The sequence below is a fragment of the Leifsonia sp. NPDC014704 genome (genome assembly GCF_043083605.1).
GTDB lineage: Bacteria > Actinomycetota > Actinomycetes > Actinomycetales > Microbacteriaceae > Leifsonia.
Window position 1 is genome coordinate 1,185,991 of sequence record NZ_JBIBYW010000001.1, and the last position, 24,716, is coordinate 1,210,706.

General features: G+C 70.0%; 26 protein-coding genes, 1 tRNA gene and 1 pseudogene. 14 read left to right on the top strand and 14 right to left on the bottom strand.

The features are described 5' to 3' along the window. Nucleotides 1-130 precede the first annotated feature (130 nt). The 5 genes from ACF1AJ_RS05770 to ACF1AJ_RS05790 are packed head-to-tail and all read right to left on the bottom strand — an operon-like array spanning nt 131 to nt 5,777. Entirely contained in the window at nt 131-901 is a 771-nt protein-coding gene (locus ACF1AJ_RS05770) for a hypothetical protein (protein ID WP_391506491.1), read from the bottom strand. Then, the gene (locus ACF1AJ_RS05775; protein ID WP_391506492.1) at nt 889-2,595 is read right to left on the bottom strand and encodes a serine/threonine-protein kinase; all 1,707 of its coding nucleotides are present in this window, start codon (nt 2,593-2,595) and stop codon (nt 889-891) included. The genes ACF1AJ_RS05770 and ACF1AJ_RS05775 overlap by 13 nt, the downstream gene beginning before the upstream one ends. Nucleotides 2,596-2,600: 5 nt before the next feature. Further along, nucleotides 2,601-3,890 carry an FHA domain-containing protein gene (locus tag ACF1AJ_RS05780; RefSeq protein ID WP_391506493.1) on the bottom strand — a complete coding sequence of 430 codons (1,290 nt, stop codon included), beginning with the start codon at nt 3,888-3,890 and terminating at the stop codon, nt 2,601-2,603. A 7-nt stretch (nt 3,891-3,897) separates the two neighbouring features. After that, nucleotides 3,898-4,713, bottom strand: coding sequence for a PP2C family protein-serine/threonine phosphatase (locus tag ACF1AJ_RS05785; protein ID WP_391506494.1), 816 nt, complete (start codon nt 4,711-4,713; stop codon nt 3,898-3,900). After that, nucleotides 4,710-5,777 carry a TerC family protein gene (locus ACF1AJ_RS05790; RefSeq protein WP_391506495.1) on the bottom strand — a complete coding sequence of 356 codons (1,068 nt, stop codon included), beginning with the start codon at nt 5,775-5,777 and terminating at the stop codon, nt 4,710-4,712. The genes ACF1AJ_RS05785 and ACF1AJ_RS05790 overlap by 4 nt, the downstream gene beginning before the upstream one ends. 212 nt (nt 5,778-5,989) lie before the next feature. On the opposite strand from ACF1AJ_RS05790, the gene ACF1AJ_RS05795 reads away from it, so the two are divergent. From ACF1AJ_RS05795 to ACF1AJ_RS05815, 5 genes are all read left to right on the top strand, one after another. Beyond that, nucleotides 5,990-6,217, top strand: coding sequence for a KTSC domain-containing protein (locus tag ACF1AJ_RS05795; RefSeq protein WP_391506496.1), 228 nt, complete (start codon nt 5,990-5,992; stop codon nt 6,215-6,217). A gap of 90 nt (nt 6,218-6,307) precedes the next feature. After that, nucleotides 6,308-7,123, top strand: coding sequence for an alpha/beta fold hydrolase (locus tag ACF1AJ_RS05800; RefSeq protein ID WP_391506497.1), 816 nt, complete (start codon nt 6,308-6,310; stop codon nt 7,121-7,123). Next, the gene (locus ACF1AJ_RS05805; protein WP_391506498.1) at nt 7,120-8,511 is read left to right on the top strand and encodes a diguanylate cyclase; all 1,392 of its coding nucleotides are present in this window, start codon (nt 7,120-7,122) and stop codon (nt 8,509-8,511) included. Before ACF1AJ_RS05800 ends, ACF1AJ_RS05805 begins: the two co-directional genes overlap by 4 nt. Nucleotides 8,512-8,555: 44 nt before the next feature. Beyond that, nucleotides 8,556-9,128, top strand: coding sequence for an XRE family transcriptional regulator (locus ACF1AJ_RS05810; RefSeq protein ID WP_391506499.1), 573 nt, complete (start codon nt 8,556-8,558; stop codon nt 9,126-9,128). A 75-nt stretch (nt 9,129-9,203) separates the two neighbouring features. Then, nucleotides 9,204-9,446, top strand: a complete 243-nt coding sequence (locus ACF1AJ_RS05815) for a hypothetical protein (RefSeq protein WP_391506500.1) — start codon at nt 9,204-9,206, stop codon at nt 9,444-9,446. Here ACF1AJ_RS05815 and ACF1AJ_RS05820 read toward each other — a convergent pair. The 4 genes from ACF1AJ_RS05820 to ACF1AJ_RS05835 all read right to left on the bottom strand — a co-directional run bounded on the left by ACF1AJ_RS05820 (nt 9,416) and on the right by ACF1AJ_RS05835 (nt 13,633). Then, entirely contained in the window at nt 9,416-10,210 is a 795-nt protein-coding gene (locus ACF1AJ_RS05820) for an HTH domain-containing protein (protein WP_391506501.1), read from the bottom strand. The genes ACF1AJ_RS05815 and ACF1AJ_RS05820 overlap by 31 nt on opposite strands. Nucleotides 10,211-10,395: 185 nt before the next feature. Next, nucleotides 10,396-10,471 (bottom strand) — tRNA-Glu (locus ACF1AJ_RS05825). 74 nt (nt 10,472-10,545) lie between these two features. Next, entirely contained in the window at nt 10,546-11,448 is a 903-nt protein-coding gene (locus ACF1AJ_RS05830) for a diacylglycerol kinase family protein (protein ID WP_391506502.1), read from the bottom strand. 76 nt (nt 11,449-11,524) lie between these two features. Further along, nucleotides 11,525-13,633: a copper-translocating P-type ATPase gene (locus ACF1AJ_RS05835; RefSeq protein ID WP_391506503.1), complete on the bottom strand. Its 2,109-nt coding sequence runs from the start codon at nt 13,631-13,633 to the stop codon at nt 11,525-11,527. An 86-nt stretch (nt 13,634-13,719) separates the two neighbouring features. Between ACF1AJ_RS05835 and ACF1AJ_RS05840 the strand changes: the two genes are divergently transcribed. After that, nucleotides 13,720-14,358, top strand: coding sequence for an MBL fold metallo-hydrolase (locus tag ACF1AJ_RS05840; RefSeq protein WP_391506504.1), 639 nt, complete (start codon nt 13,720-13,722; stop codon nt 14,356-14,358). After that, on the top strand, nt 14,355-15,731 hold the full coding sequence (locus ACF1AJ_RS05845) for a cryptochrome/photolyase family protein (protein ID WP_391506505.1): 1,377 nt from the start codon (nt 14,355-14,357) through the stop codon (nt 15,729-15,731). Before ACF1AJ_RS05840 ends, ACF1AJ_RS05845 begins: the two co-directional genes overlap by 4 nt. Before the next feature lie 19 nt (nt 15,732-15,750). Here the strand turns inward: ACF1AJ_RS05845 and ACF1AJ_RS05850 are convergent, their stop codons facing one another. Next, the gene (locus ACF1AJ_RS05850; protein WP_391506506.1) at nt 15,751-16,014 is read right to left on the bottom strand and encodes a hypothetical protein; all 264 of its coding nucleotides are present in this window, start codon (nt 16,012-16,014) and stop codon (nt 15,751-15,753) included. Nucleotides 16,015-16,121: 107 nt separating this feature from the next. Between ACF1AJ_RS05850 and ACF1AJ_RS05855 the strand changes: the two genes are divergently transcribed. Beyond that, nucleotides 16,122-16,310 carry a hypothetical protein gene (locus tag ACF1AJ_RS05855; protein ID WP_391506507.1) on the top strand — a complete coding sequence of 63 codons (189 nt, stop codon included), beginning with the start codon at nt 16,122-16,124 and terminating at the stop codon, nt 16,308-16,310. A 64-nt stretch (nt 16,311-16,374) separates the two neighbouring features. Next, nucleotides 16,375-17,136 (top strand): nuclease-related domain-containing protein, encoded by a 762-nt coding sequence (locus tag ACF1AJ_RS05860; RefSeq protein WP_391506508.1) that lies wholly within the window; start codon nt 16,375-16,377, stop codon nt 17,134-17,136. A gap of 109 nt (nt 17,137-17,245) precedes the next feature. On the opposite strand, the gene ACF1AJ_RS05865 is transcribed toward ACF1AJ_RS05860, so the two are convergent. Next, nucleotides 17,246-18,124 (bottom strand): metal-dependent hydrolase, encoded by an 879-nt coding sequence (locus tag ACF1AJ_RS05865; RefSeq protein WP_391506509.1) that lies wholly within the window; start codon nt 18,122-18,124, stop codon nt 17,246-17,248. Between the two features lie 85 nt (nt 18,125-18,209). Here ACF1AJ_RS05865 and ACF1AJ_RS05870 point away from each other — a divergent pair, with 85 nt between their 5' ends. The 3 genes and pseudogenes from ACF1AJ_RS05870 to ACF1AJ_RS05880 form a co-directional block, all read left to right on the top strand. After that, nucleotides 18,210-19,175 (top strand): Dyp-type peroxidase, encoded by a 966-nt coding sequence (locus ACF1AJ_RS05870; RefSeq protein ID WP_391506510.1) that lies wholly within the window; start codon nt 18,210-18,212, stop codon nt 19,173-19,175. A 296-nt stretch (nt 19,176-19,471) separates the two neighbouring features. After that, nucleotides 19,472-20,239, top strand: coding sequence for a hypothetical protein (locus ACF1AJ_RS05875; RefSeq protein WP_391506511.1), 768 nt, complete (start codon nt 19,472-19,474; stop codon nt 20,237-20,239). 471 nt (nt 20,240-20,710) lie between these two features. Next, nucleotides 20,711-21,115, top strand: a pseudogene (locus ACF1AJ_RS05880) (Dyp-type peroxidase); the annotation flags it as partial. Here ACF1AJ_RS05880 and ACF1AJ_RS05885 read toward each other — a convergent pair. Then, nucleotides 21,025-21,936 (bottom strand): DMT family transporter, encoded by a 912-nt coding sequence (locus ACF1AJ_RS05885; RefSeq protein WP_391507446.1) that lies wholly within the window; start codon nt 21,934-21,936, stop codon nt 21,025-21,027. The pseudogene ACF1AJ_RS05880 and the gene ACF1AJ_RS05885 sit on opposite strands and share 91 nt — an antisense overlap. A 75-nt stretch (nt 21,937-22,011) precedes the next feature. On the opposite strand from ACF1AJ_RS05885, the gene ACF1AJ_RS05890 reads away from it, so the two are divergent. Beyond that, complete coding sequence (locus tag ACF1AJ_RS05890) at nt 22,012-22,521, top strand: MarR family winged helix-turn-helix transcriptional regulator (RefSeq protein ID WP_391506512.1); 510 nt, start codon at nt 22,012-22,014, stop codon at nt 22,519-22,521. Between the two features lie 126 nt (nt 22,522-22,647). Next, nucleotides 22,648-22,929 (top strand): hypothetical protein, encoded by a 282-nt coding sequence (locus ACF1AJ_RS05895; protein WP_018190622.1) that lies wholly within the window; start codon nt 22,648-22,650, stop codon nt 22,927-22,929. Nucleotides 22,930-22,944: 15 nt separating this feature from the next. On the opposite strand, the gene sufU is transcribed toward ACF1AJ_RS05895, so the two are convergent. Together sufU and ACF1AJ_RS05905 are read right to left on the bottom strand one after the other, a co-directional pair. Next, nucleotides 22,945-23,382: a Fe-S cluster assembly sulfur transfer protein SufU gene (sufU, locus tag ACF1AJ_RS05900; protein WP_391506513.1), complete on the bottom strand. Its 438-nt coding sequence runs from the start codon at nt 23,380-23,382 to the stop codon at nt 22,945-22,947. Then, nucleotides 23,379-24,668, bottom strand: coding sequence for a SufS family cysteine desulfurase (locus ACF1AJ_RS05905; protein WP_391506514.1), 1,290 nt, complete (start codon nt 24,666-24,668; stop codon nt 23,379-23,381). The genes sufU and ACF1AJ_RS05905 overlap by 4 nt, the downstream gene beginning before the upstream one ends. Nucleotides 24,669-24,716 lie beyond the last annotated feature (48 nt).

Here is a 24,716-nt window from a genome sequence, read left to right on the forward strand (position 1 = left end):
GAAACCAAGACTCTGCAATCCCTCGGGCCGGAAACCGCGTCTACGCTAACACGACCCCCCGACGCGTCCGGTATGGGGAGCACTCCCCATGCAGGCCGGTTCGATCCCGCCGGGCCACGCGGGAAGCGCCTCAGTCGTCCGTGCCACCGTCCTCCCCGGACGGCGTCCGGTCAAGTGCGGCGTCGGCATTGGTGTCGTCGTGCTGGTCGAGCAGCGGGAGGTCTTCGACGCCGACGAGACGGGTCGTCACCGCATACTCGACGAGCCGGGCGCGGCGGTTCGTCGCCAGCTTGCCACGGCCGCCGCGCAGCCCGGCGACGCCCAGCTTGTCGAGCTTGTCGCAGACGTTGTCGAGCTTGCGGTTGAAGGTCGTCATGCTCCAGCCCAGGCGCTCGGCGGCCTCGGCGGAGGTCGGGATGGTGCCGCGGCCGGGAACGGTCTGCGTCAGCACCCCCTCGGCGAGAGCGACGATCAGCTGGCGCTGGCTGGTGGTGAGCGTGACCGGCAGGACCGTGGTGGAGCCGCCCGCCGCATCCACCTGGACCGCGGTGTTGAAGTAGTCCTCGTCACTGGAGATGGTGAAGTCGTACGTCGTCGCGCCCGCGCTGAACATGACGTGCATCGTCTGGAACACGATCGGCAGCTTCGCGCCCGGCGCGAGCCACGCCTGCATCGTGCCGGTCGCATCGGTGACCGTTGCCGTCAGCAGGGTGCCCACGTTGCTCAGCCACCACATCCCGTAGTCGTGCCCGACGGTGAGGAAGCGGCGGTGCAGGTACGGGTTGTCGTCGATGGTGAGCTCGGCCTCGCGGCCGATGCCGAACTCGCTGCCCGGCTCGACGCTGTAGAGCTCGCCGCAGAACTCGACCGTGAGCGGCTTCGCGGCGGTCACGGTGCGCACGCTTTCAGCTGCTCGGAGGTGCGGCCGGCGCGGACCGTCGCGACGTCGATGCAGACCGGGACGCCGGGCGTGAGGTTCGTGAGGGTGACCTTCCGCTCGGCCGTGACGGAGGGGCCGTTGGTCGTGCCCTCCTGCTGCCAGGTGAACTGGTCGTCCTTCTGGGCGTCCGCCGTCTTCCACGTGAAGGTCGCGCTGGCGCCGTCCGGGGCGCGGACGGCGGAGACCAGCACCGGCGGCGGGACGACGGTGACGGCGATGCTGCCGCCGTCGGTCGGCTGGGCGCCCGGGCCGGTGGATGGAGAAGGAGCGGCGACGAGGTTGGCCACGATGGCCGCCGCGACCGCCAGGACGACCACGGCCGCGGCACCGACGCCGATCCAGGTGAGGAGGCGGCGTCGCGGGTCGCGCGGAGGGGCCGGTGCGTCTTGGGTGGATGCGTCGTCCGCGCCGTCCCGCGCCGCCCCGTCGCCCTCTTCGGCGGCCGGGCGCGAGCGGAGGATGGTGTGGTCCTGCACCGGCTCGGCCGACGGGTGGTCGTCGGTCGTGGCGGAGCGCGCGGGGGGCTGTGCGGAGATGGGCACGACGCCGCGGACGCGGGTGGCCTCGGGCTCAGGCGCCGCGGGCACGGCAGGGGCGGCCTGTCGCTCGGCAGACCGCGCGCCGACCGCAGTCGGCGCGGGCGCCGGCTGCTGCGCCCGGATCGTGGCCACCGACCGCGCCCGGGTCTCCTGCTCCCCGCCGTCCGGCGACGGGCCGGGGTGCGCATCCCCCACACTGAGGTTCGGCACGTCGATGCTGGTCGGCGCGAGGCCCAGCTCCAGCTCGACGCGCTGCAGGGCGCGGGCGAAGTCGACGGCGGTCTGGTAGCGGTCCTCGCGGCGGGTCGCCATGCCCCGTCGCAGGACGGAGGCCAGCGACGCCGGCACATCCGGCCGGTCGAGCGGCGTGATCATCCCGCGCTCGATGCGGCCCATCAGGTCGAGGGTGCCGTTCGAGCGTCCGGGGACCTCGAACGGCGTCCGCCCGGCGAGGAGGGTGTGCACGGTCGCGGCGAGCGAGAAGATGTCGCTGCGCACATCCGGGTCCGGGTCGTCCGAGAACATCTCGGGCGGCGACCAGGGAACGCTGAGCCCGACGCTGCGGCTGCCGGAGGTCGCGGTGTCCGACGGCGAGCTGCGCAGCTCGGACAGCGTCGTCGTGTGCACCGGCAGCTCCTCCAGCGCGGAGGCGATGCCGAAGTCGGTCAGTGCCGGCCAGCCGAGCGCGTTGGTGAGCACGTTCGCGGGCTTGATGTCGCGGTGCAGGATGCCCGCCGCGTGGGCGGTCGCGACCGCGCTCGACAACCGAACGCCGGTGCGCAGGGCGTCCTCGACGCCGATCCGCTCGCGCTTCAGGCGGTCGGCAAGCGACGGCCCGGAGCAGTACTCCATGACGAGGAAGGGGCGGTCGTCTCCGGCCACGCCCGCGTGGAAGATCGTGACGATGTAGGGGTGCGCGGAGAGCCGCGCCATCACGTTCGCCTCGGCGACGAAGCGGGCTCGCGCCGACTCGTCCACGCCGTCCGTCAGCAGCACCTTCACGGCGACGCTGCGCTTCGGCAGCTGCTGCTCGTAGAGGAAGACGTCCGAGAACCCACCGGATCCGAGCAGACGGATGAAGTGGAAGCCGTCGAGCTCGGGCGGCTGCGAGGCCATGCGCCTCATCCGGCTGCCTCGACGGTCAGCGTCGCCCCGCTGCCGAGGTCGATCACGGTTCCGAGGACGACGGTGGTCGGCTCGCCGCTGCGGAGCTTCTGCGGCGTCTTGCCCGGCAGCACGATCATGGTGCCGTTGCGCGAGTGCAGGTCGGTGACGACGACACTGTCGCCCTCGACCGCGACCGCGACGTGGGAGCGCGAGATGTCGTCCTCGGCGGTGGTGAGCGTGACCGGACGGGCGCCGCGGAGGGCGGGGACGGCCGAGACGCTCGGCGCACGGCCGACGACGACCGGTGCCGACAGCGGCTCCCTGCGGCCGTCGGAGAGCAGCACGGCGAAGGTCTGCGGCGCGGGCTCGCGCGCAGGCTCCCGCTCGGTCTCCGTCGGTCGTGCACGCTGCGGCAGGTCGCCGCTCATGACGGTGAGTCCGTCGTGATCGCCCGCGAGACGCCCCGCGGCCGGCGGGAAGGAGTCCGTGATGAAGCCCGGCAGGTCGATCTTCGGCGGGGCGGCGTCGCCCTCCTCCTCCGGGCGGACGGCGGCGTCCTCGACACTCCGCACCATCGTCGCCCCGAAGAGGTGGTCGTAGCCGGGCGCCTCGGACTGCGGCGCGGGCGCCGGGGCCGCGTCGGCGGACGGGACGTCGGCGAAGGTCGCCTCGGGGACGCGTGTGTGCGGATCGGGCTCAATTGGAGCTGGCGCGGGCTCGAACGCCTCGACGGCCGGTCCGGCGATCACCGGCTCGGGATCGACCTGCCCGGTGGCTGCCGATTCTGAGCCGACCGCGCGGCCGTCGAGGGCCAGCGCATCCACCGGTCCGGTCTCGCGCTCACGACGGGGCGGGGCCGCAACGGTCGCGCCGACATCCTCGGCCTGCTCCGCGGCGGACCAGACGACGCCGCCGGACCGCACGACGCCCTCCCCGAGCGGGAGCGTCTCCCCCGCGGCAGCGCCCAGGGTCACGGCGGTCGCGTCGGTCAGCTGCGTCTCGACCCACGACGAGACCCCGGAGGCCCGCACCGTGCGTTCGGCTCCGCCGTCGGCGACGGTCGCGCTGGCCGTCCCCCGCACCGCCAGCAGCACGGGCCCGGTGGATGCGTCCAGCAGGGCGAAGGACGGCGTACGGCTCAGCCCCCGGGCGACGAGCGCATCCAGTGTCTCGGCGAAGCCCGCGCGGACCGCCCCGAAGAGCGCTCGCAGCCGCGCGGGGTCGGTCTCGGCCACCAGCAGCGCCCGCGCACCCCCCGCGACGACCGCCCACTCCCCGGCTGCCGCCTGCTGCACTTCGAACACGGACGACCTACTCCCTCGGCTGCGTGTCTTCGAACTCCCGGCCGCTGCCGTCGGCGCGTTCTCGCGTGTCGACGGGGGCCGTGGCGTCCTCCCCGGTCACCGATTCAACCACGATCACGGTGATGTTGTCGTGGCCGCCGGCCTCGTTCGCCGCGTCCACCAGGGCGGACGCCGGGTCGGAGGGCCCGTGCGCGAGGATCTCGGCGATCCGCTGGTCGCTGAGCTCGCGCGTCAAGCCGTCGGAGCAGATGAGGAAAATCTGGCGGCCGCTCTCGGCGACCAGCTCGCTGTCCGTGTCCACGAAATCCTCGGCGCCGAGGGCTCGCGTGATGACGTTGCGCTCGGGGTGCACCGCGGCCTGCGCCTCGCTGATGAGGCCGGCATCCACCAGCTCCTGGACGGCGGAATGGTCCACGGTCAGCTGGCGCAGCTGCCGGCCGTCCCACGCGTAGACGCGCGAGTCGCCGACGTTGACGACCATCCACTGCTCCGCTGCCAGCTCCGGCACCCGGACGCGCACGATCCCCGCCAGCGTGGTGCCTGCCACGGCCGCACCCGACTCGTCGGCGCCGGAGAGCGACCGCACGGCGGCGTTCGCCTCGTCGATGGCGCGGATCACCTCGTCCGGTGTCGGCCGCGAGCCAGGCTGCAGGGTGCGCGCGAGGCTCTCCACGGCCGTCCGGCTGGCCAGGTCGCCGCGCGCGTGACCGCCCATGCCGTCGGCGACGACGAACACCGGATCCTGCGCAAGAGCGCTGTCTTCGTTGACGTGCCGGACCGCGCCCGTGTCGCTGCGGACGGTCACGCCGACGAGAGAGCTCATGTGCGGGGGTCCTCCTGCGTGCCGTCGACGACCGTTTCCTCGGCCTCGTCCTCGTCGGATTCGTCACCGTGAATGGCCTCGGCGACGCTGGTGCCGCTCATCCGCAGCTTCACCAGACTTGCAATCGTAGCGACAACCATGGCGCCCACGATCACCAGGAGCGAGGTCCAGGTGCTGATGTCGGGCGCCCACTCAATGTGCTCGCCGCCGTTGATGAACGGCAGCTCGTTCTCGTGCATGGCGTGGAACACCAGCTTCACACCGATGAAGGCGAGGATGAACGCGATCCCGTACTTGAGGTACACCAGCTTGTCGAGCAGGTGCCCGAGGAGGAAGTACAGCTGCCGGAGACCCATCAGCGCGAACACGTTCGCCGTGAACACGATGAACGGGCTCTGGGTGATGCCGAAGATTGCGGGGATGGAGTCGAGGGCGAACAGCAGGTCGGTGGTGCCCAAGGCGATGAACACGATGATCAGCGGCGTGAACATCCGTCGGCCGTCCACCACCGTGCGGAGCTTGTTGCCGTTGTACTGGGTCGACACCTTCAGGTGCTTGCGGGCGAACGTGATGAACCAGGAGTCCTCTGCGCCCTCGTCGTCGTGCTTGCCGAAGGCCTGGTTGAACGCCGTCCACAGCAGGAACGCGCCGAACAGGTAGAAGATCGCGCTGAAGCTGGCGATCAGACCGGCTCCCAGCAGGATGAACACCCCGCGGAAGATCAGCGCCAGGATGATGCCCACCATCAGGACTTCCTGCTGGTACTTCCTCGGCACAGCGAACCTGCCCATGATGATCACGAACACGAACAGGTTGTCGATGCTGAGGCTGTACTCCGTCAGCCACCCGGCGAGGAACTGCCCGGCGTGTTCCGCATCCCCCACCAGCAGCATCAGCAGGGCGAAGATCAGCGCCAGCGCCACATAGAAGGCGACCCAGAGCGCGGACTCGCGCGGGCTCGGGATGTGCGGCCTCTTGAAGATGATCAGCAGGTCGAAGGCGAGGATCAGCAGGAGGACGACGAAGGAGCCGATCTCGAACCAGAGGGGAAGCGCGGTGTGCAACAGGAGACCTTTCGGAGGGCGCGGAAAAACCACCGAAAGTCTCTCCTGCACCTCGTTGGTGCCGCTGTGCCCGGGTCCGCTGCTTCGCAGACCGTGCTGACGTGCACAGCGCCGGCCGGGCACAGGTTCGCACCTGCCGCCGAGCCGTCCGGGATACTCCCCTTCGCTTCGGACATCCTAGTGCCGTCGGCGGCCGGGCGTAGGGTGCGGACGTGGAGCGGGTGGCATTCGACAGCACGGTGATCGCGACGGCCGGCTACGACGCGGCGCTGCGCACGCTGGAGGTCGAGTTCGTGTCGGGTGAGGTGTACCGCTACTTTCTGGTACCCGCACGGGTGTGGCGCGAACTGCGCGACGCGGAATCGGCGGGCTCCTATTTCAACACCGCGGTGCGCGACCACTACCCGGAGGAGTGGATGCCGGGGTCGCGTACCACCTGAACGGCCGCGATCCCCGCTAGGCTCGGGATGCGGAGACGGCCCATTGACGCCGGAGAGGGGCCGTTCCTCACACCGAAGATGGGACCCTGGATGCTGCAACCGACCGATGCTGTCGACGTCCGACGTCGCAACAGCGTCCGCGAGTCCGGTGATCCGTCCGGACGCCCGATCGTCTTCGCGCACGGCTTCGGCTGCAGCCAGGAGATGTGGCGGCGGGTCCTCCCGCACTTCGAATCCGACTTCCGCGTGATCGTGTTCGACCATGTCGGCGCGGGCGATTCGGACGTGAGCGCCTATGACCGGGCGAAATACGACTCGCTCCACGGCTACGCCGACGACGTGCTCGAGATCCTCGAGGCGCTGGACCTCGATGACGCCGTCTTCGTCGGCCATTCCGTCAGCGCGATGATCGGCGTGCTGGCCGCCAACCGCTCCCCCGAGCGCTTCGGCCGCCTGGTGCTCGTCGGTCCGTCGCCGCGCTACATCGACGAAGGCGACTACGTCGGCGGTTTCACCCGCTCCGACATCGAGGGCCTGCTCGACACCCTCGACGACAACTATCTGGGGTGGTCGGAGGCGATCGCGCCCGTCATCGCCGGCAACCCCGACCGACCGGAGCTCGGCGCCGAGCTGACCGCGAGCTTCTGCCGGACCGATCCGGCGATCGCCGGGCACTTCGCCCGCGTCACGTTCCTCTCCGACAACCGTGCCGACCTTCCCGACGTCACCGTGCCCACCGTCGTGCTGCAGTGCTCGGAGGACGCGATCGCGCCCGCGCCGGTCGGGCGCTACGTTCACGCGCAGATCCCCGGCAGTGTGTTCGTGCAGCTCGACGCCACCGGGCACTGCCCGAACCTGTCCGGACCCGACGAGCTGGCCGCGGCCATCCGGAGCTCGCTGGCATGACGGCGGAGGAGATCCCGTCGGAAGGACTTGCGGCGGATGCGCTCTACGACCGCGCGCCGTGCGGTCTCGTCACGCTGACCGAGGGCGGCCGCATCCTGCGCGTCAACGCCACCTTCGCCGCGTGGACCGGTCGCCCGGCCGACGACCTCGTCGGGGCGGCGCTCACGGACCTGCTCGAGCCGGGTGCGCGGATCTTCTACGAGACCCGCTTCCTCCCGGTCCTCCACCTCCAGGGCGAGGTGCGCGAGGTCGCCCTGTCGTTCCGTACGGCCCACGACGACGCTCTGCCCGTGCTCGTCAACGCGGTGGTCGACGAGGCCGAGGCCGGCCCTCTCATCCACGTCGCCGTCTTCGACGCCAGCCGCCGCCAGGACTACGAGCGCCAGCTGCTCGCCGCCCGCCGCATCGCGGAGGGGTCGGAGGCGCGCACCCGCGTGCTCCAGAACGCGACCACCGCCTTCGGCGAGAGCGACACCGTGGAGATGCTCGCGCAGGCGCTGGCGGAGAGCGCGCAGCAGGGTCTGGGCGCGATGGCGGCCGCCGTCTTCCTCGACGGCCACGAACCGCACCTGGTCGGCGGGACCGTCCCGTTGGATGCCGCGCTGCTCCCCGGCGGGCTCCCCGCGGGCGGCCCCGCGCTCGCGACCTGGTCCGTCCGGGATGAGCTGGCCCACCCGGACGTGGCGGCGGCCCTCCGCGCGGCTCGACTCGACTCCCTCCTGACCGCTCCCCTCATCCACGCGGGTGCTTCGATCGGGACGCTGGCCTGCTACTTCTCGCGGCCTCCGGAGCTCGATGAGCACGCCGTCGAACTGCTCGGCTCGCTGTGCCGCCAGGCGACGCAGACGGTCGCGCGCCTCCAGTTGCAGGCGCAGCTCGCCGCGATCGCCCTGCACGACCCGCTCACCGGGCTCGCCAACCGGGTGCTTCTCCGCAGCCACATCACGGCGAGTGTCGCCTCGGCGATGGAACGACAGGAGCCGCTCGCCCTGATCTTCGTGGACCTGGACGACTTCAAGTCCGTCAACGACGAACTCGACCACACCGCCGGCGACACCGTGCTGAAGCTGATCGCCGCGCGCCTCGTCTCGGCGGTCCGCGGCGACGACCTGGTGTGCCGGTACGGCGGCGACGAGTTCATCATCGTCTGTCAGAACACCGACCACGAGCGTGCCTCCGCGATCGCCGAGCGCATCCGTGTCGCGGTCAAGCAGCCCCTCCACGACGACGGCTGGCAGCGTGTCATCACCGCCAGCGTCGGCGTCACCGTGCACGCGGCCGGACCGTCGCGCGTGCTGAGCGGCCCGGATCTGCTGCGGGTCGCCGACAAGGCGATGTACCGGTCGAAGGATGCCGGCAAGGACCAGGTCAGCGTCATCACGGTGTGAGGCGCCGGCTGTTATGCTTATCGAAAACGATAAGGAGGCGCGAGATGTCGATTGCAGAGATCGCCGGATCGGTGCGGCGCGCGCGGAGGATCCCGCAGACGGTCGTCGCATCGCGAACCGGCGAGGCCGCCTCCAACCTGTCGGTCATCGAGAACGGCCGCCGCTCCCCGCGCGCCGACAAGCTCGACAGCATCCTGCGCGCATCGGACGCGCGGCTGGCCGCTATCCCGACGACCCGTCCCGGTGCGCTCGAATCGAGTGCAGCCATCCGCCGTGCACTCCTGAGGTCGGACGACGCCGCCGCGTTCCGCGACTGGCTCACCTACAACGATGGTCTCGCTGCCGAGGACGCCGTCAATCGCGTGGTGCTTGCCGCGTTTCCTCCCGAGCCGACCGGCAGCAGCCTGTACGACGCGGCGCTTGCCGCGATCACCGAGTACCGCCTGTCGGAGACGCGGTCACCGATTCCGCGCTGGGTCGCAGAGGCGCGCACGCTCGATGAGCCGACCATCTTCGTCGGCTCGCGCTACGTGACGCACGTAGACGCAAACGAAGTTCCCGAAGCGTTCCTGCGCCGAGGCGTGTTGATTCCCGAAGCCACCCTGCGGAGCGTGTGACGTGAACTCTCTCAGTCGCGAGGACGTCATCGTCGGGCTGCGGCAGGTGGTTCATGAGACACGGTCTCTGTGTGGGTGGCCACACCTCCGTGCCTGCTCGCGATGAAGCTGAAGGCGGCGCGACGAGGTCGTGACGACGATGATGTGGCGGTGCTCCTCGCCTACCTCGGCATCGACTCGATCGACGAAGCCGAGGCGGTGTTCGAGTCGCAGTACCCCGGTGAGCTTCCGCCGCAGCGCGCGTACGACATGCTTGGCGACATCCTCCGGATCGGGATCCCCGAGATTCAGAGGCCTCCGGCGGTCGACCTGCGGTAGCGGTCGAGTCGCCCACATTGCGCGCATAAACCAGGTTGCCTGGCAGGTCGAGCGAATTGGGCTGAAGCCGTCGCCCACGAGCGTTGCAGTTGTGGCTCTGACTTCCGGTCATCTTGCTCGATACTGCCGAAGCGGATCCTTCTGCGGCCGACGGCCGCCATACTGTCCGTGTGGGCGAACGAAGCGAGAAGTTCCTGGACTGGGCGGCGAAGCCGCTCGGGCCGAATGGCGGCAAGGACCTGCGGATTTTCTGGAACGCCGTCCCACACCGGGCCGAGACAGCGAATCCAAAGGACAAAGACTGGTCGCAGAGCGAGCCCGATCCCAAAGCCCCCTAGCTCTCTGTGCCCGCGCGTGGTCTCGCCTCTGACGTCCGAGGCCATCGCAAACTTGGCTTCCCACGGCACCGAATCGGGATCAACGAAAAACGCTTCCAGGTCCTCCACCCGGATTCGGGTGAGGCGTGCGATGTTCTCGTGAGTCAGCTCGAACTGCGTCGTCAGCGTCTCGACGATCGCACGGATGCGCTCATAGTCGCCGATCTCTGCTCCCACAGTCAGCTGCCCGGCAAGCGTGGAGACGCGCAGAATCTCATCCTCCGAGAAGTCGTTCGCGGCTGCAGAGAGACCCAGGTCCAGATCCAAGAGACTTTTCAGGCGTGCGGGTGCAATACCGGTGATTGCCGTGAGGGCTTGCATCGAGATGCTTCCCTCCGCAATGAGCCGTCCGAACTCGTCCCCGACGTTCAATGCCTGCGCTGTCATGGCGGTTACCCTCGTGATCTTCAGAGCAAATGTGGTTCCCCGTATGCAGGGCCGACGCCACCCGAGCGCCGACCCTGCATCCCACAGCGAATCAGAGTCAGACGCAACGCAGGCCCGCTATTCGACGTCCGCGGTCGGGTAAGAAAAAAGCCCGCTTCCCTTGTGAATCAAGGGAAACGGGCTGTTGGTGACCCCAGCGGGATTTGAACCCGCGTTACCGCCGTGAGAGGGCGACGTCCTAGGCCGCTAGACGATGGGGCCGTCTGGCAACTAGAAGATCATGCCACAGATGGGCGTGCGGTGCCAAAACGGGGCCGGCGTCCCGGGCGCGTCGCTCAGGCGAGCACGCGAAGCGCGCCGGCGGCGACCGAGACCTCCACCGGGAGCGGTCCGATGCGCTCGCCGTCGGCGTAGGCGATGACGCCCTCCGCCTCGATCCGCACCGACGCGACACGGAGGATGCTGACCTCCGGGAGGCCGGTGTGCTCGCCACGGAAGACCTTCGGGAACATACGCAGGAACCGCACACGTGACATCGGCCCGACGATGAAGAGGTCGAGGAGGCCGTCGGAGAGGTCCGCGTCCGGGACGATGCGCATGCCGCCGCCGAGCGAGCGGTTGTTGGCGACCGAGACGAGCATGGCATCCACCTCGATCGTCCGGCCGTCGGCATGGATGCGGTAGGGTCGCGGCCTCAGCGTGGCCAGCTCTCGGAGCAGCGCGATGATGTACCGGCTGCGGCCCCGCGGTCGGGACATCAGGTTGGCGCGCTCGTTGACCGTCGCGTCGAAACCGGCGGAGACGACACAACCGAACCACGTGGTCAGTTCGCCGTGACGGATCGTCCCGGCGTCGATCGTGCGGGGCTCGCGCTGCAGCGCATCCAGGAGCCCGTCGATGGCCGCCTCCGTGTCGTCGATCGGGATGCCGAGGCCGTCGGCAAGGTCGTTACCGGTGCCGCTGGGGACGATGCCGAGCGGGATGAGCGTGTTCGCGACGAGGTCGATGCCGAGGTTGGCCATCCCGTCGCCGCCGACGACGACGAGCGCGTCGGCGCCGTCCGCCAGCACGCGGGCGGTCTCGCGGCGGAGCAGCTCGATGTTCGCCTCCCCCATCGCGACAACCCGGAGGCCGGCGTCGCGCAGGCGCTCGATGACTCGCGGGCCGACCTCGCGGCGGTGGCCGAAGGAGGCCATGGGGTTGACCGCGACGACCACGGCCAGCGGGAGTGCGGTCACGGTCCCGATGATGGCACAGGCGGCGCCCCGCCTGCCGAAGGCGGGGCGCCGGTGCGTCGGAGCAGACGGCCGCCCGTCAGAGGCGGACGCGGCGCAGCAACTGGGCGTTGATCGCGACGACGATGGTCGAGAGCGACATGAGCACTGCTCCGAACGCCGGCGACACCACGATGCCGACCCCGATCGCGACACCGGCCGCCAGCGGGAGGGCGATCACGTTGTAGCCGGTCGCCCACGCGAGGTTCTGCAGCATCTTCCGGTAGGTCGCGGCGGAGAGCGTGATCACCTTCGCGACGCCGCGCGGGTCGCTGGAGGCGAGGACGACGCCGGCCGACTCGATGGCCACGTCCGTCCCGGCGCCGATCGCGATCCCGACGTCCGCCTGCGCGAGGGCCGGGGCGTCGTTGACGCCGTCACCGACCATGGCCACGCGGGAGCCGTCCGCCTGGAGCCGGGCCACCGTCCCGGATTTGTCCCCAGGAAGGACCTCGGCGAACACCTCGTCGATGCCCAGCTGGGCGGCGACCGCGTCGGCCACGGCCTGCGCGTCGCCGGTCAGCATGGCGACCCGGACACCGCGATCCCGCAGCGACCGGACGGCCTCCCGCGACTTCGGTCGCACGACATCGGCGAGCGCGATCATGCCGGCGACACGGTCGCCGCGCAGGACGTAGACGACGGTCTGCCCCTCGGCCGAGGCCCGGTCGGCGGCCGCGCGGACCGCGTCGCCCGGGGTCGGGCCGCCCTCGGTCAGCAGCCGGGGCGCACCGACGGCGACCCGCTCGCCGTCGACGGTCGCGGCGGCTCCGCGTCCCCCGAGGGCCTCGAACCCGGACACCGGCTCGATCGTCACGCCGCGCTGACGCGCCTCGCGGACGATGGCGGCGCCGATCGGGTGCTCTGCCGGCGCCTCGACGGACGCGGCGAGCGCCAGCAGGGCGTCGGCATCGCCGTCGTCGGCGACCGCTGCGGTCACGCCCTGGCGGCCCTCGGTGAGCGTCCCGGTCTTGTCGAAGAGGACGACGTCGACGCGGCGGGCGTCCTCCATGGCGTGGCGGTCACGGATCAGCAGCCCGTTGCGGGCGCCGATGGCGGTGGAGATCTGGGCGACCAGCGGGATGGCGAGGCCGAGTGCGTGCGGGCACGCGATGATGAGCACGGTGACGACCCGCTCGAGAATGAACGCGGGGTCACCCGGCCGCAGCAGCGTCCACGCGATCAGGGTGACGGTGGCGACGGCGAGCGCGACGTAGAACAGCCACGCGGCCGCGCGGTCGGCGAGCACCTGGGTGCCCGACTTGCTGGCCTGGGCGTCCGCGACGAGCTTCATGATGCCGGCGAGCGCGGTGTCCCCGCCCGTGCGCCCGACCCGGACGACGAGCGACCCGCTCCCGGAGATGCTTCCGGCGACGACCTGCTCCCCCGGCCCGCGTGTCACCGGCTTCGACTCCCCGGTGAGGAGGGACTCATCCAGATCGCTGCGGCCATCGACGATCTCGCCGTCGGCGGGCACGGCCGATCCGGGACGCACGCGCACCAGCTCGCCGACGCGCAGCTCGGAGACCGGCACGGAGATGGGCTCGGCGTGGATGTCGGGCAGCCGCTCTGCCGTGTCGGGAAGGAGCTTGGCGAGCTCGCCGAGCGCGTCCTGTGCGCCCATGACGGCGGACATCTCAATCCAGTGACCGAGCAGCATGATCAGGATGAGGGTGGCGAGCTCCCACCAGAAATCCATGCCCGGGAGGCCCAGGGTCACGGCGACGCTGTAGCCGAAGGCGACCACGATGGCCAGCGAGATGAGGGTCATCATGCCCGGCTTCTTGACTCTCAGCTCGTCCACGGCGCCGCGCAGGAATACGAGCCCGCCGTAGAAGAAAATGATGACGCCGAAGACTGCGGGGATGTACTGGCTGCCCGGGAAGCGCGGCCCGTCGAGCCCGAGGATCTCCTGAAGGCCCTGCGAGAAGACCAGGGTCGGGATGGTGAAGACCAGCGTCAGCCAGAACTTCCGCTTGAAGATCGCCGGGTCGTGGCCCGCATGACCGGAATGGCCGTGCCCGGCGTGATCGTGCGCGGCGTGATCGTGCGCGCCGTGGTCGTGCCCAGCGTGACCGGAGTGGTCGTGCGCACCGTGATCGTGCTCGCCGTGGTCGTGGACCGTCGTGTGCTCGTTCTTCTCGTCCATGTCACCCGCAACAGTACCCCCTAGGGGTATATTCCTCAATCGTGTCGTCCTTGCATGCGCATCCCATCCGGTATTTCCTGGGAACCATGAGACTCACCAAGTTCGAGCACGCCGGCCTCCTCCTCGAGCAGGACGGACAGAAGCTGTTCGTCGACCCGGGCAGCTTCACCTCTCCCCTCACCGACACCGCGAACGCCGTCGCCGTGGTCATCACGCACGAGCACCCCGACCACTGGACCCCGGAGCAGCTGAATCGCGTTCTCGACCTCTCCCCCGACGTGAAGATCTTCGGCCCGGAAGGGGTGGCCGCGGCCGCTTCGGACTTCGACATCACGGTGGTCCACCCGGGCGACACCGTCGAGGTCGGCCCCTTCACGCTCCGATTCTTCGGCGGACGCCACGCGGTCATCCACGAGAGCATCCCCGTCGTGGACAACGTCGGCGTTCTGATCAACGATGTGCTGTACTACGGCGGCGACTCGTTCTCGGCTCCGGAGGGCGTCGAGGTGGATGTGCTGGCCGCCCCCGCCGGCGCCCCCTGGATGAAGATCGCCGAGACCATGGACTACGTCCTCGCGGTGAAGCCGAAGCGCGCTTTCCCCATCCACGAGATGGTGCTCTCTCGGGCGGGCAAGGACATGTCGAACGGGCGCCTGGCGTGGGCGACCGAGCAGAACGGCGGCACCTTCTACCCGCTGGAGCCCGGCGACTCCCTCGACCTGTGAGCGACCGCCCGGCGGTCGTCTGGTTCCGCGACGACCTGCGGATCGCGGACAACCCGGCTCTGCACGCGGCCGTCCAGACGGGCAGCCCGGTGCTCTGCGTCTTCGTGTGGGACGACGAGACGCCGGAACTCCGGACGCCCGGCGCCGCCAGCCGGTGGTGGCTGCACCACAGTCTGGCGTCGCTGACCGAGTCGCTGGAGCGTCTGGGCGCCGGGCTCGTCCTGCTGCGCGGGCGGAGCGAGACCGTGATCGAGACGGTGCTGCGCGAGGCACACGCGTCCGCGATCTTCTGGAACCGGCGCTACGGCGGGGCGGAGCGGCGCATCGACGAAGCGGTGAAGACCGCGGCACGTGCGTCGGGCGTCGAGGCCACGAGCTTCGCTGCCAACCTGCTCTTCGAGCCGTGGACGATCCGGACCGGGCAGGACACCCCGTTCTCGGTCTACACGCCGTTCTGGCGGGCCTGTCTCGCGGCCCCCGCGCCGCGGAAACCCGGACCCGCACCCCGTGACGTGCGTGGAGGAACCGCGCCCCGGTCCCTCGAGACCGTCGCACTCGACGACCTCGGGTTCCTGCCGACGCATCCTGACTGGGCCGGCGGCCTGCGCGAGACGTGGGAACCGGGCGAAAAGGCGGCGCACGAGCAACTGAAGCGCTTTCTCGCCGACGATCTCGGCGACTACCGCGAGCAGCGCGACGTACCCGGTGTGGATGCGACCTCGCGGCTCTCTCCCCGGCTGCGCTGGGGAGAGCTCAGCCCGCACCAGGTCTGGCACGCCACCGTCGAGAAGCGCCAGGGCGCCACGGCTCACAGCGCGTCGACCTTCCTCTCGGAGATCGGCTGGCGCGAGTTCGCCTATCACACGCTCTTCGAGCACCCCGACCTGGCGACGGTGAACATCCATCGCGAGTACGACTCCTTCCCGTGGCCGCGCTTGCATCCGTCTGCGCTTTGGGCCTGGGAACAGGGTCGCACCGGCGTGCCCCTGGTGGATGCGGGGATGCGCGAACTGTGGAGAACCGGTGTCATGCACAACCGGGTGCGCATGGTGACCGCGTCGTTCCTGATCAAGAACCTGCTGATCGACTGGCGCCACGGCGAGCAGTGGTTCTGGGACACCCTGGTCGACGCCGACCCCGCCAACAACGCCTTCAACTGGCAGTGGGTCGCCGGCAGCGGCGCGGACGCCGCGCCGTACTTCCGCATCTTCAACCCGGAGCTGCAGCGGCAGAAGTTCGACCCGCACGGCGACTACGTGCGCCGCTGGGTGCCCGAGTGGGACACTCCCGACTACCCCGAGCCCATGGTCGACCTCGCCGAGACGCGCCGGGCGGCCCTCGCCGCCTACGACGTCGTCAAACGCTCACGCTGACGCGGGCGCTGCCACGGGTTCAGCGCCCGTGCTCCGCGAGGATCTGATCCACGTCGATGCTGCGCAGCAGGGCCTCCCAGTCGATGGCGCGTGCCTCGTCGGCGACATCCTCGTCGGCGAGCACGCGCCCGGAGCGCTCCACCACGACGCCGCGCGGCAGCAGCCTGTTCAGCTCGGCCAGGATGGCATCATCCACCGCCTCGGTGTCGAAGTCGGCGCCGACGCGCGCGTAGTAGTCGCCGGACAGCGTGTAGGAGACGATCCCGGTTTCAATGCGGCTCATGTGCCGCATGCTAGCCCGTCCCGGCCGCGAATCGTCAAGCGGCTCCCCGATCCGGGCCCGGGCGCCGGTCGTGGGCCGGCGCGACCGACGCGGGTACAGTGCGCCGCATGACCGATCGACCGGATGACACCGCAGCACCCCGCGACGCCGACGAGCTCACCGACGCCGTGAGCGACCTCGGCAAGACCGACACGGATCGCCTCGAGGCGGTGCAGGAGCACAACGACTCCCTGGAGGAGCGTCTCCCCGACAGCAGCGAACTCCCCCGCACTCACGAGACCCCCGGGCAGGGGTAGCCGCGTCGATCCGTCCCCGACCGGGGACTGGGGCCACCGCCGGTGCGCTCGATAGCGTGGCCGGATGAGTGCACAGCGGATGCGAGACCGCGCCCCCGGGACGGCCGTGATGGAGCAGGTGGTCCGGCTGCAGGAGGCGGCTCCGCCGCGCTCGCCGCTTGCCCGGGCGTTCGGGATGGATCCGCTGCCGGCTGACGCCCAGCCGTGGTTCGCCGGTGCTCTGGGCGAGCGCCAGGTCGGTGCGACGCTGGGGCGGCTGCCGAAGGGATGGAGTGCGTTCCACGCCGTCCCGGTCGGCTCAGGGGAGGCGGATGTCGACCACCTCGTCGTCGGCCCGGGCGGCGTGTTCGTCATCAACACGAAGCACCATCGCGGCGCACGTGTGTCGGTCTACGACCGGTCCGTGCTGGTCAACGGCGTCAAGCAGCCCTACCTGCGGAACTCCGACCTCGAGGCCTCGCGCGTCCGAGGCCTGCTGGTGCGCGCCGGGATCGAAGCGCCCGTCCACGCGGCGATCGTGGTCGTCGGCGCGAAGGAGGTACGCATCCACCGCAAGCCCGTCCGCACCGCCGTGGTGCGCTCCGAGGTGCTCGTGCGCTGGCTCACCCGCCGGCCGGCGGCTCTGGATGCGGAGACCGCCGCGCGAGCGGCCCGCCTGTTCGACGACCCGGCCAGCTGGCGGGCCGTCGCCTCGCCGGGCGACACCGCGGAGCGCTTCGGCGCGATCGAGCGTGAGGTGCGCAGCGCGCAGCTGGTGCGCGCCGGCTGGGGACTCGCCGCCGGCCTCGCCCTCGCCGCTGCCGCCCTCCCGTTCCTCTCCCACTGACGACCCCGCCCACCGACGACCCACACCGACAGCTCCTGAGTTTTTCCGCGTTTTCGGCGACGAAAGACCGAAAAACTCAGGAGCTGATGGCGGGAGGGACGACGCGGGGTTAGGCGAGGTGCGCTGTGGTGCGCATCGTCAGGGTGACGGCACCCTCGGCGTCGGCGAGGTCGAGAGCGATGTCGGCGCCGGTGAGCTCGGTGAGAGACCGCAGGTGGGTGCCGCCGCAGGGGATCTCGACCGCCCCCTCGGACAGCTCGGCACGCCAGCGGCGCCGGTCGCCGAGACCCTGGCGAGCGCCCTCGCGCACGATCGAGATGGCGGCGCCGCTCGCGATCCAGTTGGCGAGCGTGCGATTCGCCGCGGCGGTCACCTCATCCAGCTGCGCCGGGAGGTCGGCGGCCGCGAAGCCCTTCTTCCGCAGGCTCTTGCCGATCCGGTACTCGTCGAGCGAGCCGCCCTCGAGGATGCGCGAGCTGGTGATGCCGAGCTGGTCGAAGTTCGGGCGTCCGCGGCCGTCGACGGCGACCTCCTTCGTCCACAGGCCGGCGAGCGCGTCGTTCAGCGCGAGGGACGCCAGATGGCAGGCGGTGTGCCCGGCGGAGAGGGCGCGACGACGAGCCGGGTCGACGCTGACGACAGCGGCGGTCCCAGGCTCGATGCCTGCAGCATCCTCGATCAGGTGGCACACGACGAAAGCCCAGCCCTCTGTTCCGGTGCGGACCGGCGCGTCGCCGACGTGCAGGGTGGTGCCGTCGGTCGCGCCGACCACCGCATCCACCACCTCGTAGGTACGCCCGTCGACGGTCAGCGTCCCGGCGTCGGCGGGCTGATCCGGCCACACCGGGTCGATCGGATGGAAAGCCGTCCGGTCGAGCACCACGGCGGAGCGGCCGTCCGGCAGCGGTTGGACGAGGACGACGGTCCCGGTGGAGGTCAGATCGCCGTCGGGATAGGTGACGGCGGTGTCGATGGAGGGCAGGCTCATCCCTCCAGCCTAGGTCGGAGCGGAACGGCACGCCCGTTCGTCCGGCGAGTGGCGACGCGACGCCCCGATACGGCAGCATGGCGGCATGGCGAACACCGGCGACCAGCCCTGGCAGCGCGTCCCCATCGATCCGCAGAGCGTCGACGCACCGCTCTCGCGCGCCGCCGTCTTCCTGGTGGTGACGGTCGACGACACGCCGGAGGCGCTCGCCACCGTGAAGGATGTGCTCGGCGGCATCACCGACCAGGTGAAGACGGTCGGATTCCGCGACCTCGGCGCCCGGCTCTCGTGCAACGTCGGGATCGGCGCCGCGCTCTGGCCGCGTCTCACCGACATGCCGCTCCCGCGCGAGCTGCACCCGTTCCGCGAGATCGCCGGGTCGGTGCACACCGCCGTCTCGACGCCGGGCGACCTAATGTTCCACATCCGCGCCGAGCGGAGCGACTTCACGTTCGAGCTGGAGCGCCAGCTCCTCGACTCCCTCGCCGGTGCTGTCGAGGTCGTGGACGAGGTGGTCGGATTCCGCTACTTCGACGCGCGCGACCTGCTCGGCTTCGTCGACGGCACCGCCAACCCGGCGGGCGGCGACATGACGCAGGCGACCGTCGTCGGCGACGAGGACCCGGATCACGCGGGCGGCAGCTACGTCGTCGTGCAGAAGTATCTGCACGACCTGGGCGCCTGGAACCGTCTGCCTGTGCCGTCGCAGGAGGGCGTGATCGGCCGCACCAAGGTCGAGAACATCGAGCTGGACGACGCCGAGCACGGCCAGAAGTCGCACAAGACTCTCGCGACGATCGTCGACGAGGCGGGGGTCGAGCACGACATCCTGCGCGACAACATGCCGTTCGGACGCCCCGGACACGGCGAGTTCGGCACCTACTTCATCGGGTACTCCCGCGCGCTCTGGGTGATCGAGCGGATGCTGGAGCGGATGTTCGTGGGCGACCCGGAGGGCAGCTACGACCGCATCCTCGACTTCTCGACCGCGGCGACCGGCTCGACATTCTTCGCGCCCACCCGCAGCTTCCTGGAGTCCCTCGCCGACTGACGGCGTTGCCGACGCTGCGACTCCCTGAACGGCGTGAGCCATAGTGCCGGCCCACAGAGCCCCCGGCTCCATCGCCCTCCCCACGGCGAACCTCAGCTCCACCGCGGTCAACGCATCCATCCGGTAACACAGCCCGACGCACCCACGGTTCCCTCCGACCTGGGTGGATTGGGGGTGCTTTTGTAGGCATAGCCGAATGGCTCGACTATCAGCCCGTCACGATCCCATATACGCCGTCGTCTATCCGGGTAACAGGGTCTTTCCCTGGATGCTCGCGCGAACTCGCGCGTTCAAAGATGAGCGAAGGAGATTCACATGCACCGACTGACGAAGGTGGCTTCGGCAAGCGAATTGCACTGGGCCTAATTCTCGGAACCGGGATCACCGCGGCGAATGCGGACGAGGCACCGGACTCGGCTGAGGCCGTGTTCAGCGACTTCGTGGACGCATTGAACGTCAGTGACGCAACCGATGCCGCCCTCAACCAGAAGTTCGACCAGCTACCTGCGGCTGAACAGGAGCGGGTCGCGGACGTGATCGAGGAGGACCCGCTGTCGCTGATGCAATTCAGCACGGGTGCACCTACCCTGACCTCGGGCAGCGAAACGGTCGCAGAACCGGCGCTTGCACGCAAGGTCGCTAGCTCCATCACGACAGCGGCGCATCACAGTGTTTCTACCAGCAGGCGAGCGTTGGCACGGAGCGTCGCCAGCGGACTTCACATCCACACTGCTGTATCGAGCCCCCGATACACTGCCACATACCCGGTGAACGCAAGCCTCTTCGGGATCACGACGGGCACCTTCAATATGCGTTACGTCTTCGAAGCAACCTCCACCAACGTCACCCGCAACCTGGAGTGCTCGGGGTGGTTCACCGGGGCAGCCGGCGTCTGGAACATCAGCACCAGCCAGAGCAACTACCTCTCCGGCGGTTCAGGCTCATGCACCGTCCGATACAACATGGCGCTCGCCTTCAAGGGATCCTTCTTCAGCACCAATAAGCAGCAGCAGCTCATCTACAAGGGCACCCGACTCACCAGCGCGAGCGTGAAGAACGTTTAGTATGACTGCAACTGCTATGCCGCGAACGCGCCCCGCCGTGACCGACCGATGGCTGCTGGTCGCCTCCGTAGCGGTCGGCGTGCTAGCCCCCGTCGTGTGGCCAGCACTGATCGGTGCGGTCGCCCTTCTGATCTGGGTCTCCGTGCGATTGGCCCGACAGCGGCCTCGGTCGGTAGCACTGCTCACCACTGCGATTGTCGCGCTCTGCCTGTCCATCGTCGGTGCGGTAGCACTCGGTGTGGCCACCGCCGCTACTGTCTCTGACACAGGAGGCGGAGGAGTTACGCTCATCCAGGGCTGATTACCTAGGCAGCCGTCCAACCACTGAAAGACCCCCGCACTCCCCCGGAGCTGCGGTGGTATTTCACGCGAGGAAGTAACGAGTGGGAGCGGGCGTCGTCAGTGGCAGTAGGGTGAGTGCGATCAAGCTCGCCGCCTGTAGAGTTCCCCGACGTAGGCATTTTGGTATAGCTCATGGTGCAGAAGTACCTGCGCGACCTGGGCGCCTGGAACCGGCTGCCCGTGCCGTCGCAGGAAGGCGTGATCGGCCGCACCAAGGTCGAGAACATCGAGCTGGATGACGCAGAGCACGGACAGAAGTCGCACAAGACCCTCGCGACGATCGTCGACGAGGCAGGGGTCGAGCACGACATCCTGCGGGACAACATGCCGTTCGGACGCCCGGGACACGGCGAGTTCGGCACCTATTTCATCGGCTACTCCCGCGCGCTCTGGGTGATCGAGCGGATGCTGGAGCGGATGTTCGTCGGCGACCCGGAGGGCAGTTACGACCGCATCCTCGACTTCTCGACCGCGGCGACCGGCTCGACGTTCTTCGCGCCCACCCGCAGCTTCCTGGAGTCCCTCGGCAGCTGACCGGCCTTCGGCAGCCGACCGAGCGCGATGCCCGCCAGCACGATCGCGAGTCCCACCAGCTGCCGCCCGCTCAGTGCCTCCCCCGCGACCAGCGCGCCGAGCACCACGCCGGTGACCGGGTTGAGCAGCCCGATCAGTCCGACCGTTCCGGCCGGGAGGTGACGTAGGCCCGCGAACCACGCGACGAACGCCAGTGCGGTCGCGATTACCGTGACGTAGGCGAATCCGGCGATCGCCGCGCCGTCCAGCGCCGGAGGCGCGCCTTCCACGATCACGGCGACCGGCAGCACGAGCAGCCCGCCGGCCAGCAGCTGCCAGGCGGTGGATGCGACCAGGTCGACCGCTCCCCAGCGCGTCGCGAGCGCGTAGCCGATCGCCGAGCCGACCAGGGCGGTCACGGCGAAGACGACCCCGAGTCCGTCGACCGCATCCGCTCCCCCGAACAGCATGAGCGCGACGCCCACGATGCCCGCCGCACCGCCCGCGAGAGCCAGCGCGCGCGGCCGCTGCCCGAGGATCACCCGGCCGGCCGCCATCATCACGAGCGGCGACGCCGCCATGACCGTCGAGGCCACGCCGGACGGCAGGCGTTGCGCCACCGCGTAGACCAACGCGAAGAAGCCGCCGGTGTTCAGCACGCCCAGCACGGCGGACCGCCACCACCAGGCACCGTGCGGACGGCGACGGCTGATCACCAGCAGGATCACCCCGGCCGGGAGGGCGCGGATGACGGCTCCCCAGAGCGCATCGTCGGGCAGCACGGCCCGCGTGACGACGTACGTGGAGCCCCACGCGACGGGCGCGATGGCGGTGACGAGCATCCACCGCCAGGTCGAGGCGAACCAATTATCTTCCATGGAAGTTACTTTAGCTTCCGGGGAAGGTATTGTGAAGGGATGGAGCAGGAGACCGGAGAGCAGATCGACGCCGTCGCACGCATCCAGGCCGAGTGGCGGCGCGAACGTCCGGACCTCGACCCGACACCGCAGGGGGTCATCGGCCGACTGCACCGCGTCGCCGCCCGGCTCACCGACGAGCTGGTGACGGTCTACGAGGCGCACGGTCTCGCCGAGGGCGACTTCGACGTGCTCGCCACGCTCCGCCGCGCCGGGGCGCCCTACGAGCGGACGGCCGGAGAACTCGCCGAGCACACCATGATCACCACCGGCGGCATGACGAAACGCATCGACCGCCTGGAGCGCGCCGGCCTCGTCACCCGTCGCGCCTCCGAGACCGACGGCCGCGGCCGTGTCGTGGCGCTCACCTCGCGCGGACGCGAGACCATCGACGCCGCCTTCACGGATCACCTCGCCAACGAGCACCGCCTCATCGACGAATTGAGCGCGCGGGATGCTGCCGAGCTCGAGCGCATCCTCACCGTCTGGCTCTCCCGGCTGGAGCCCTGACCGATGCCCGAGAGCACCCGCGGAATACTCCCCGACACACCTCCCGCGTAACGCGACGCAGGTTTTCGCAACAGGTCGTCATGTTCGTGGCGACGGCGCGCGGCCACGCGGTACAAACGGTCGATCATGTCGCGCATCTTCACGAGCAAGTTCAGTCCGGGACGGGCCCGCTGGGAGCTGGTCGTCAGCCCGCAGGGCGACGTGTACGCCTTCCCGCTCACCCTGCCGCTCGCCCAGCGTCAGGTGCTGGGCGGCCACCGTCGCTACCTCGTGGGGCGCGTCACCCGGGGCGCGCAGGCGTGGACGGCCGCCGGTCCCTCGGGGCTCGTCTACGGCACGACGTTCCCGTCACTGCCCTCAGCGTTGGAGGCGATCGCCGACGAGGTGGACCTGGCACCGGTTCCCTGACGGCGACTGCACCGATCAGGCGGACTTGAGCAGCGCGTCCTCGAGGGCCACCCACGGCAGCATCGCGCACTTCACCCGCGTGACGTACTTGGAGACGCCGGCGAGGACGACCGCGTCGCCGAGCAGTTCCTCGTCGCCCTCCAGCGCGCCCTTCGAGTGCATGAGTTCGCGGAAGGCGGCGATGGATGCGGCCAGCCGCTCGCGGTCCACCTCCTCGACGAGGTCGCTCAGCAGCGACGCGGAGGCCGTCGAGATCGAGCAGCCGTGCCCCTCCCAGCCGATCGAGAGGATGCGCCCGTCGGCCGCGGTGCGGACGCCGACCGTCACCTCGTCGCCGCAGGTGGGGTTGAACTGGTGCGAGGTCGCCGCCTCGTCACCCGCGATGCCGTAGCCGTGCTTCTCGCGGGCGTGGTCGAGGATGACCTGCTGGTACAGGTTCTGCAGGTCGCTCATCGGACTCCTCCGCTCGTGACGCCGAAGAAGACGCGGGCGTCGGCGATCGCCTGGACGGCCGCATCCACCTCGTCGGCGGTGTTGTAGAGATAAGTGCTGATGCGCGTGCTGGCGGTCGCGCCGAACCGGCGGTGCACAGGCTGCGCGCAGTGGTGGCCGACCCGGACCGCGATGCCGCGGTCGTCGAGGAATTGGCCGACGTCGTGCGCGTGGATGCCGTCCACCACGACGCTCGCGAGGCCGACCCGTGGCAGACCGGCACCCGGGCCGAGCACGCGCACGCCCTCGACCTCCGCGAGGCGGGCGAGCAGCCGCTCCCCCAGCGCCTCCTCGTGCGCTTCGATCGCGGGCATCCCGACCGCATCGAGGTAGTCGACGGCGGCGGCGAGGGCGACGGCCTGCGATACGCGCTGAGTCCCGGCCTCGAACCGCTGCGGCGCCGGGAGGTACTCGGCGCCCTCCAGCGTCACCTGCGTGATCATGGAACCGCCGGTGAGGAAGGGCGGGAGAGCGTTGAGCAGCTCGCTGCGGCCGTAAAGGGCGCCGACGCCGGTCGGGCCGAGCATCTTGTGGCCCGAGAACACGGCGAAGTCGACGTCAAGGGCGGGCAGGTCGACCGCCAGATGCGGGACGGACTGGCAGGCGTCCAGCACGACGAGCGCGCCGTGCTCGTGGGCCAGCGCGACGAGCTCCGCGACGGGGGTGATGCCGCCGAGCACGTTGGAGACATGGGCGAACGCGACGACCCGTGTGCGCGGTCCGATGACCTCGGCGGCCTGATCGAGCCGCAGCATCCCGTCGTCGGTCAGGCCGATCACGCGCAGGGTCGCGCCCGTGCGCGCGGCGAGCTCCTGCCACGGAATGAGATTGGCGTGGTGCTCCGCCTCCGTCACGACGAGCTCGTCGCCCGGGCCGAGGCGGAAGCGCTCCGCCTCCGCGCCACCGCGCCCGAGAGAGGCGTTCGACATCCCGTAGGCCAGCAGGTTGATGCCCTCGGTCGCGTTGGAGGTCCACACCAGCTCTTCCGGCTGCGCGCCGACGAATCCGGCGACGCGCGCCCTCGCGTCCTCGAACAGCTCCGTCGCCTCCCCGGCAACCGTGTGCGCGCCGCGGTGCACGGCCGAGGTGAAGCGCTCGGCGAACTCGCGCTCGGCGTCGAGCACCTGGCGCGGCTTCTGCGACGTGGCGCCCGAGTCGAGGTAGACGAAGGGGTGCCCGTTCACCTCTCGCGAGAGGATCGGGAAGTCCGCGCGGAGGGCGGCCGTGTCGAGAGTGTCGGTGCGCATACGGGCGTCAACGTTACCGGGGTCCACTTCAATCCCGCTGAGTGTGTC

Coding starts and splice junctions, on each gene's coding strand:
- ACF1AJ_RS05775 (WP_391506492.1), bottom strand. CDS start 2,595: ATGGCCTCGCAGCCGCCCGAGCTCGACGGCTTCCACTTCATCCGTCTG.
- ACF1AJ_RS05785 (WP_391506494.1), bottom strand. CDS start 4,713: ATGAGCTCTCTCGTCGGCGTGACCGTCCGCAGCGACACGGGCGCGGTC.
- ACF1AJ_RS05800 (WP_391506497.1), top strand. CDS start 6,308: ATGCTGCAACCGACCGATGCTGTCGACGTCCGACGTCGCAACAGCGTC.
- ACF1AJ_RS05805 (WP_391506498.1), top strand. CDS start 7,120: ATGACGGCGGAGGAGATCCCGTCGGAAGGACTTGCGGCGGATGCGCTC.
- ACF1AJ_RS05810 (WP_391506499.1), top strand. CDS start 8,556: ATGTCGATTGCAGAGATCGCCGGATCGGTGCGGCGCGCGCGGAGGATC.
- ACF1AJ_RS05820 (WP_391506501.1), bottom strand. CDS start 10,210: ATGACAGCGCAGGCATTGAACGTCGGGGACGAGTTCGGACGGCTCATT.
- ACF1AJ_RS05835 (WP_391506503.1), bottom strand. CDS start 13,633: ATGGACGAGAAGAACGAGCACACGACGGTCCACGACCACGGCGAGCAC.
- ACF1AJ_RS05840 (WP_391506504.1), top strand. CDS start 13,720: ATGAGACTCACCAAGTTCGAGCACGCCGGCCTCCTCCTCGAGCAGGAC.
- ACF1AJ_RS05850 (WP_391506506.1), bottom strand. CDS start 16,014: ATGAGCCGCATTGAAACCGGGATCGTCTCCTACACGCTGTCCGGCGAC.
- ACF1AJ_RS05855 (WP_391506507.1), top strand. CDS start 16,122: ATGACCGATCGACCGGATGACACCGCAGCACCCCGCGACGCCGACGAG.
- ACF1AJ_RS05860 (WP_391506508.1), top strand. CDS start 16,375: ATGAGTGCACAGCGGATGCGAGACCGCGCCCCCGGGACGGCCGTGATG.
- ACF1AJ_RS05865 (WP_391506509.1), bottom strand. CDS start 18,124: ATGAGCCTGCCCTCCATCGACACCGCCGTCACCTATCCCGACGGCGAT.
- ACF1AJ_RS05870 (WP_391506510.1), top strand. CDS start 18,210: ATGGCGAACACCGGCGACCAGCCCTGGCAGCGCGTCCCCATCGATCCG.
- ACF1AJ_RS05875 (WP_391506511.1), top strand. CDS start 19,472: ATGAGCGAAGGAGATTCACATGCACCGACTGACGAAGGTGGCTTCGGC.
- ACF1AJ_RS05885 (WP_391507446.1), bottom strand. CDS start 21,936: ATGCTCGTCACCGCCATCGCGCCCGTCGCGTGGGGCTCCACGTACGTC.
- ACF1AJ_RS05890 (WP_391506512.1), top strand. CDS start 22,012: ATGGAGCAGGAGACCGGAGAGCAGATCGACGCCGTCGCACGCATCCAG.
- ACF1AJ_RS05895 (WP_018190622.1), top strand. CDS start 22,648: ATGTCGCGCATCTTCACGAGCAAGTTCAGTCCGGGACGGGCCCGCTGG.
- sufU (WP_391506513.1), bottom strand. CDS start 23,382: ATGAGCGACCTGCAGAACCTGTACCAGCAGGTCATCCTCGACCACGCC.
- ACF1AJ_RS05905 (WP_391506514.1), bottom strand. CDS start 24,668: ATGCGCACCGACACTCTCGACACGGCCGCCCTCCGCGCGGACTTCCCG.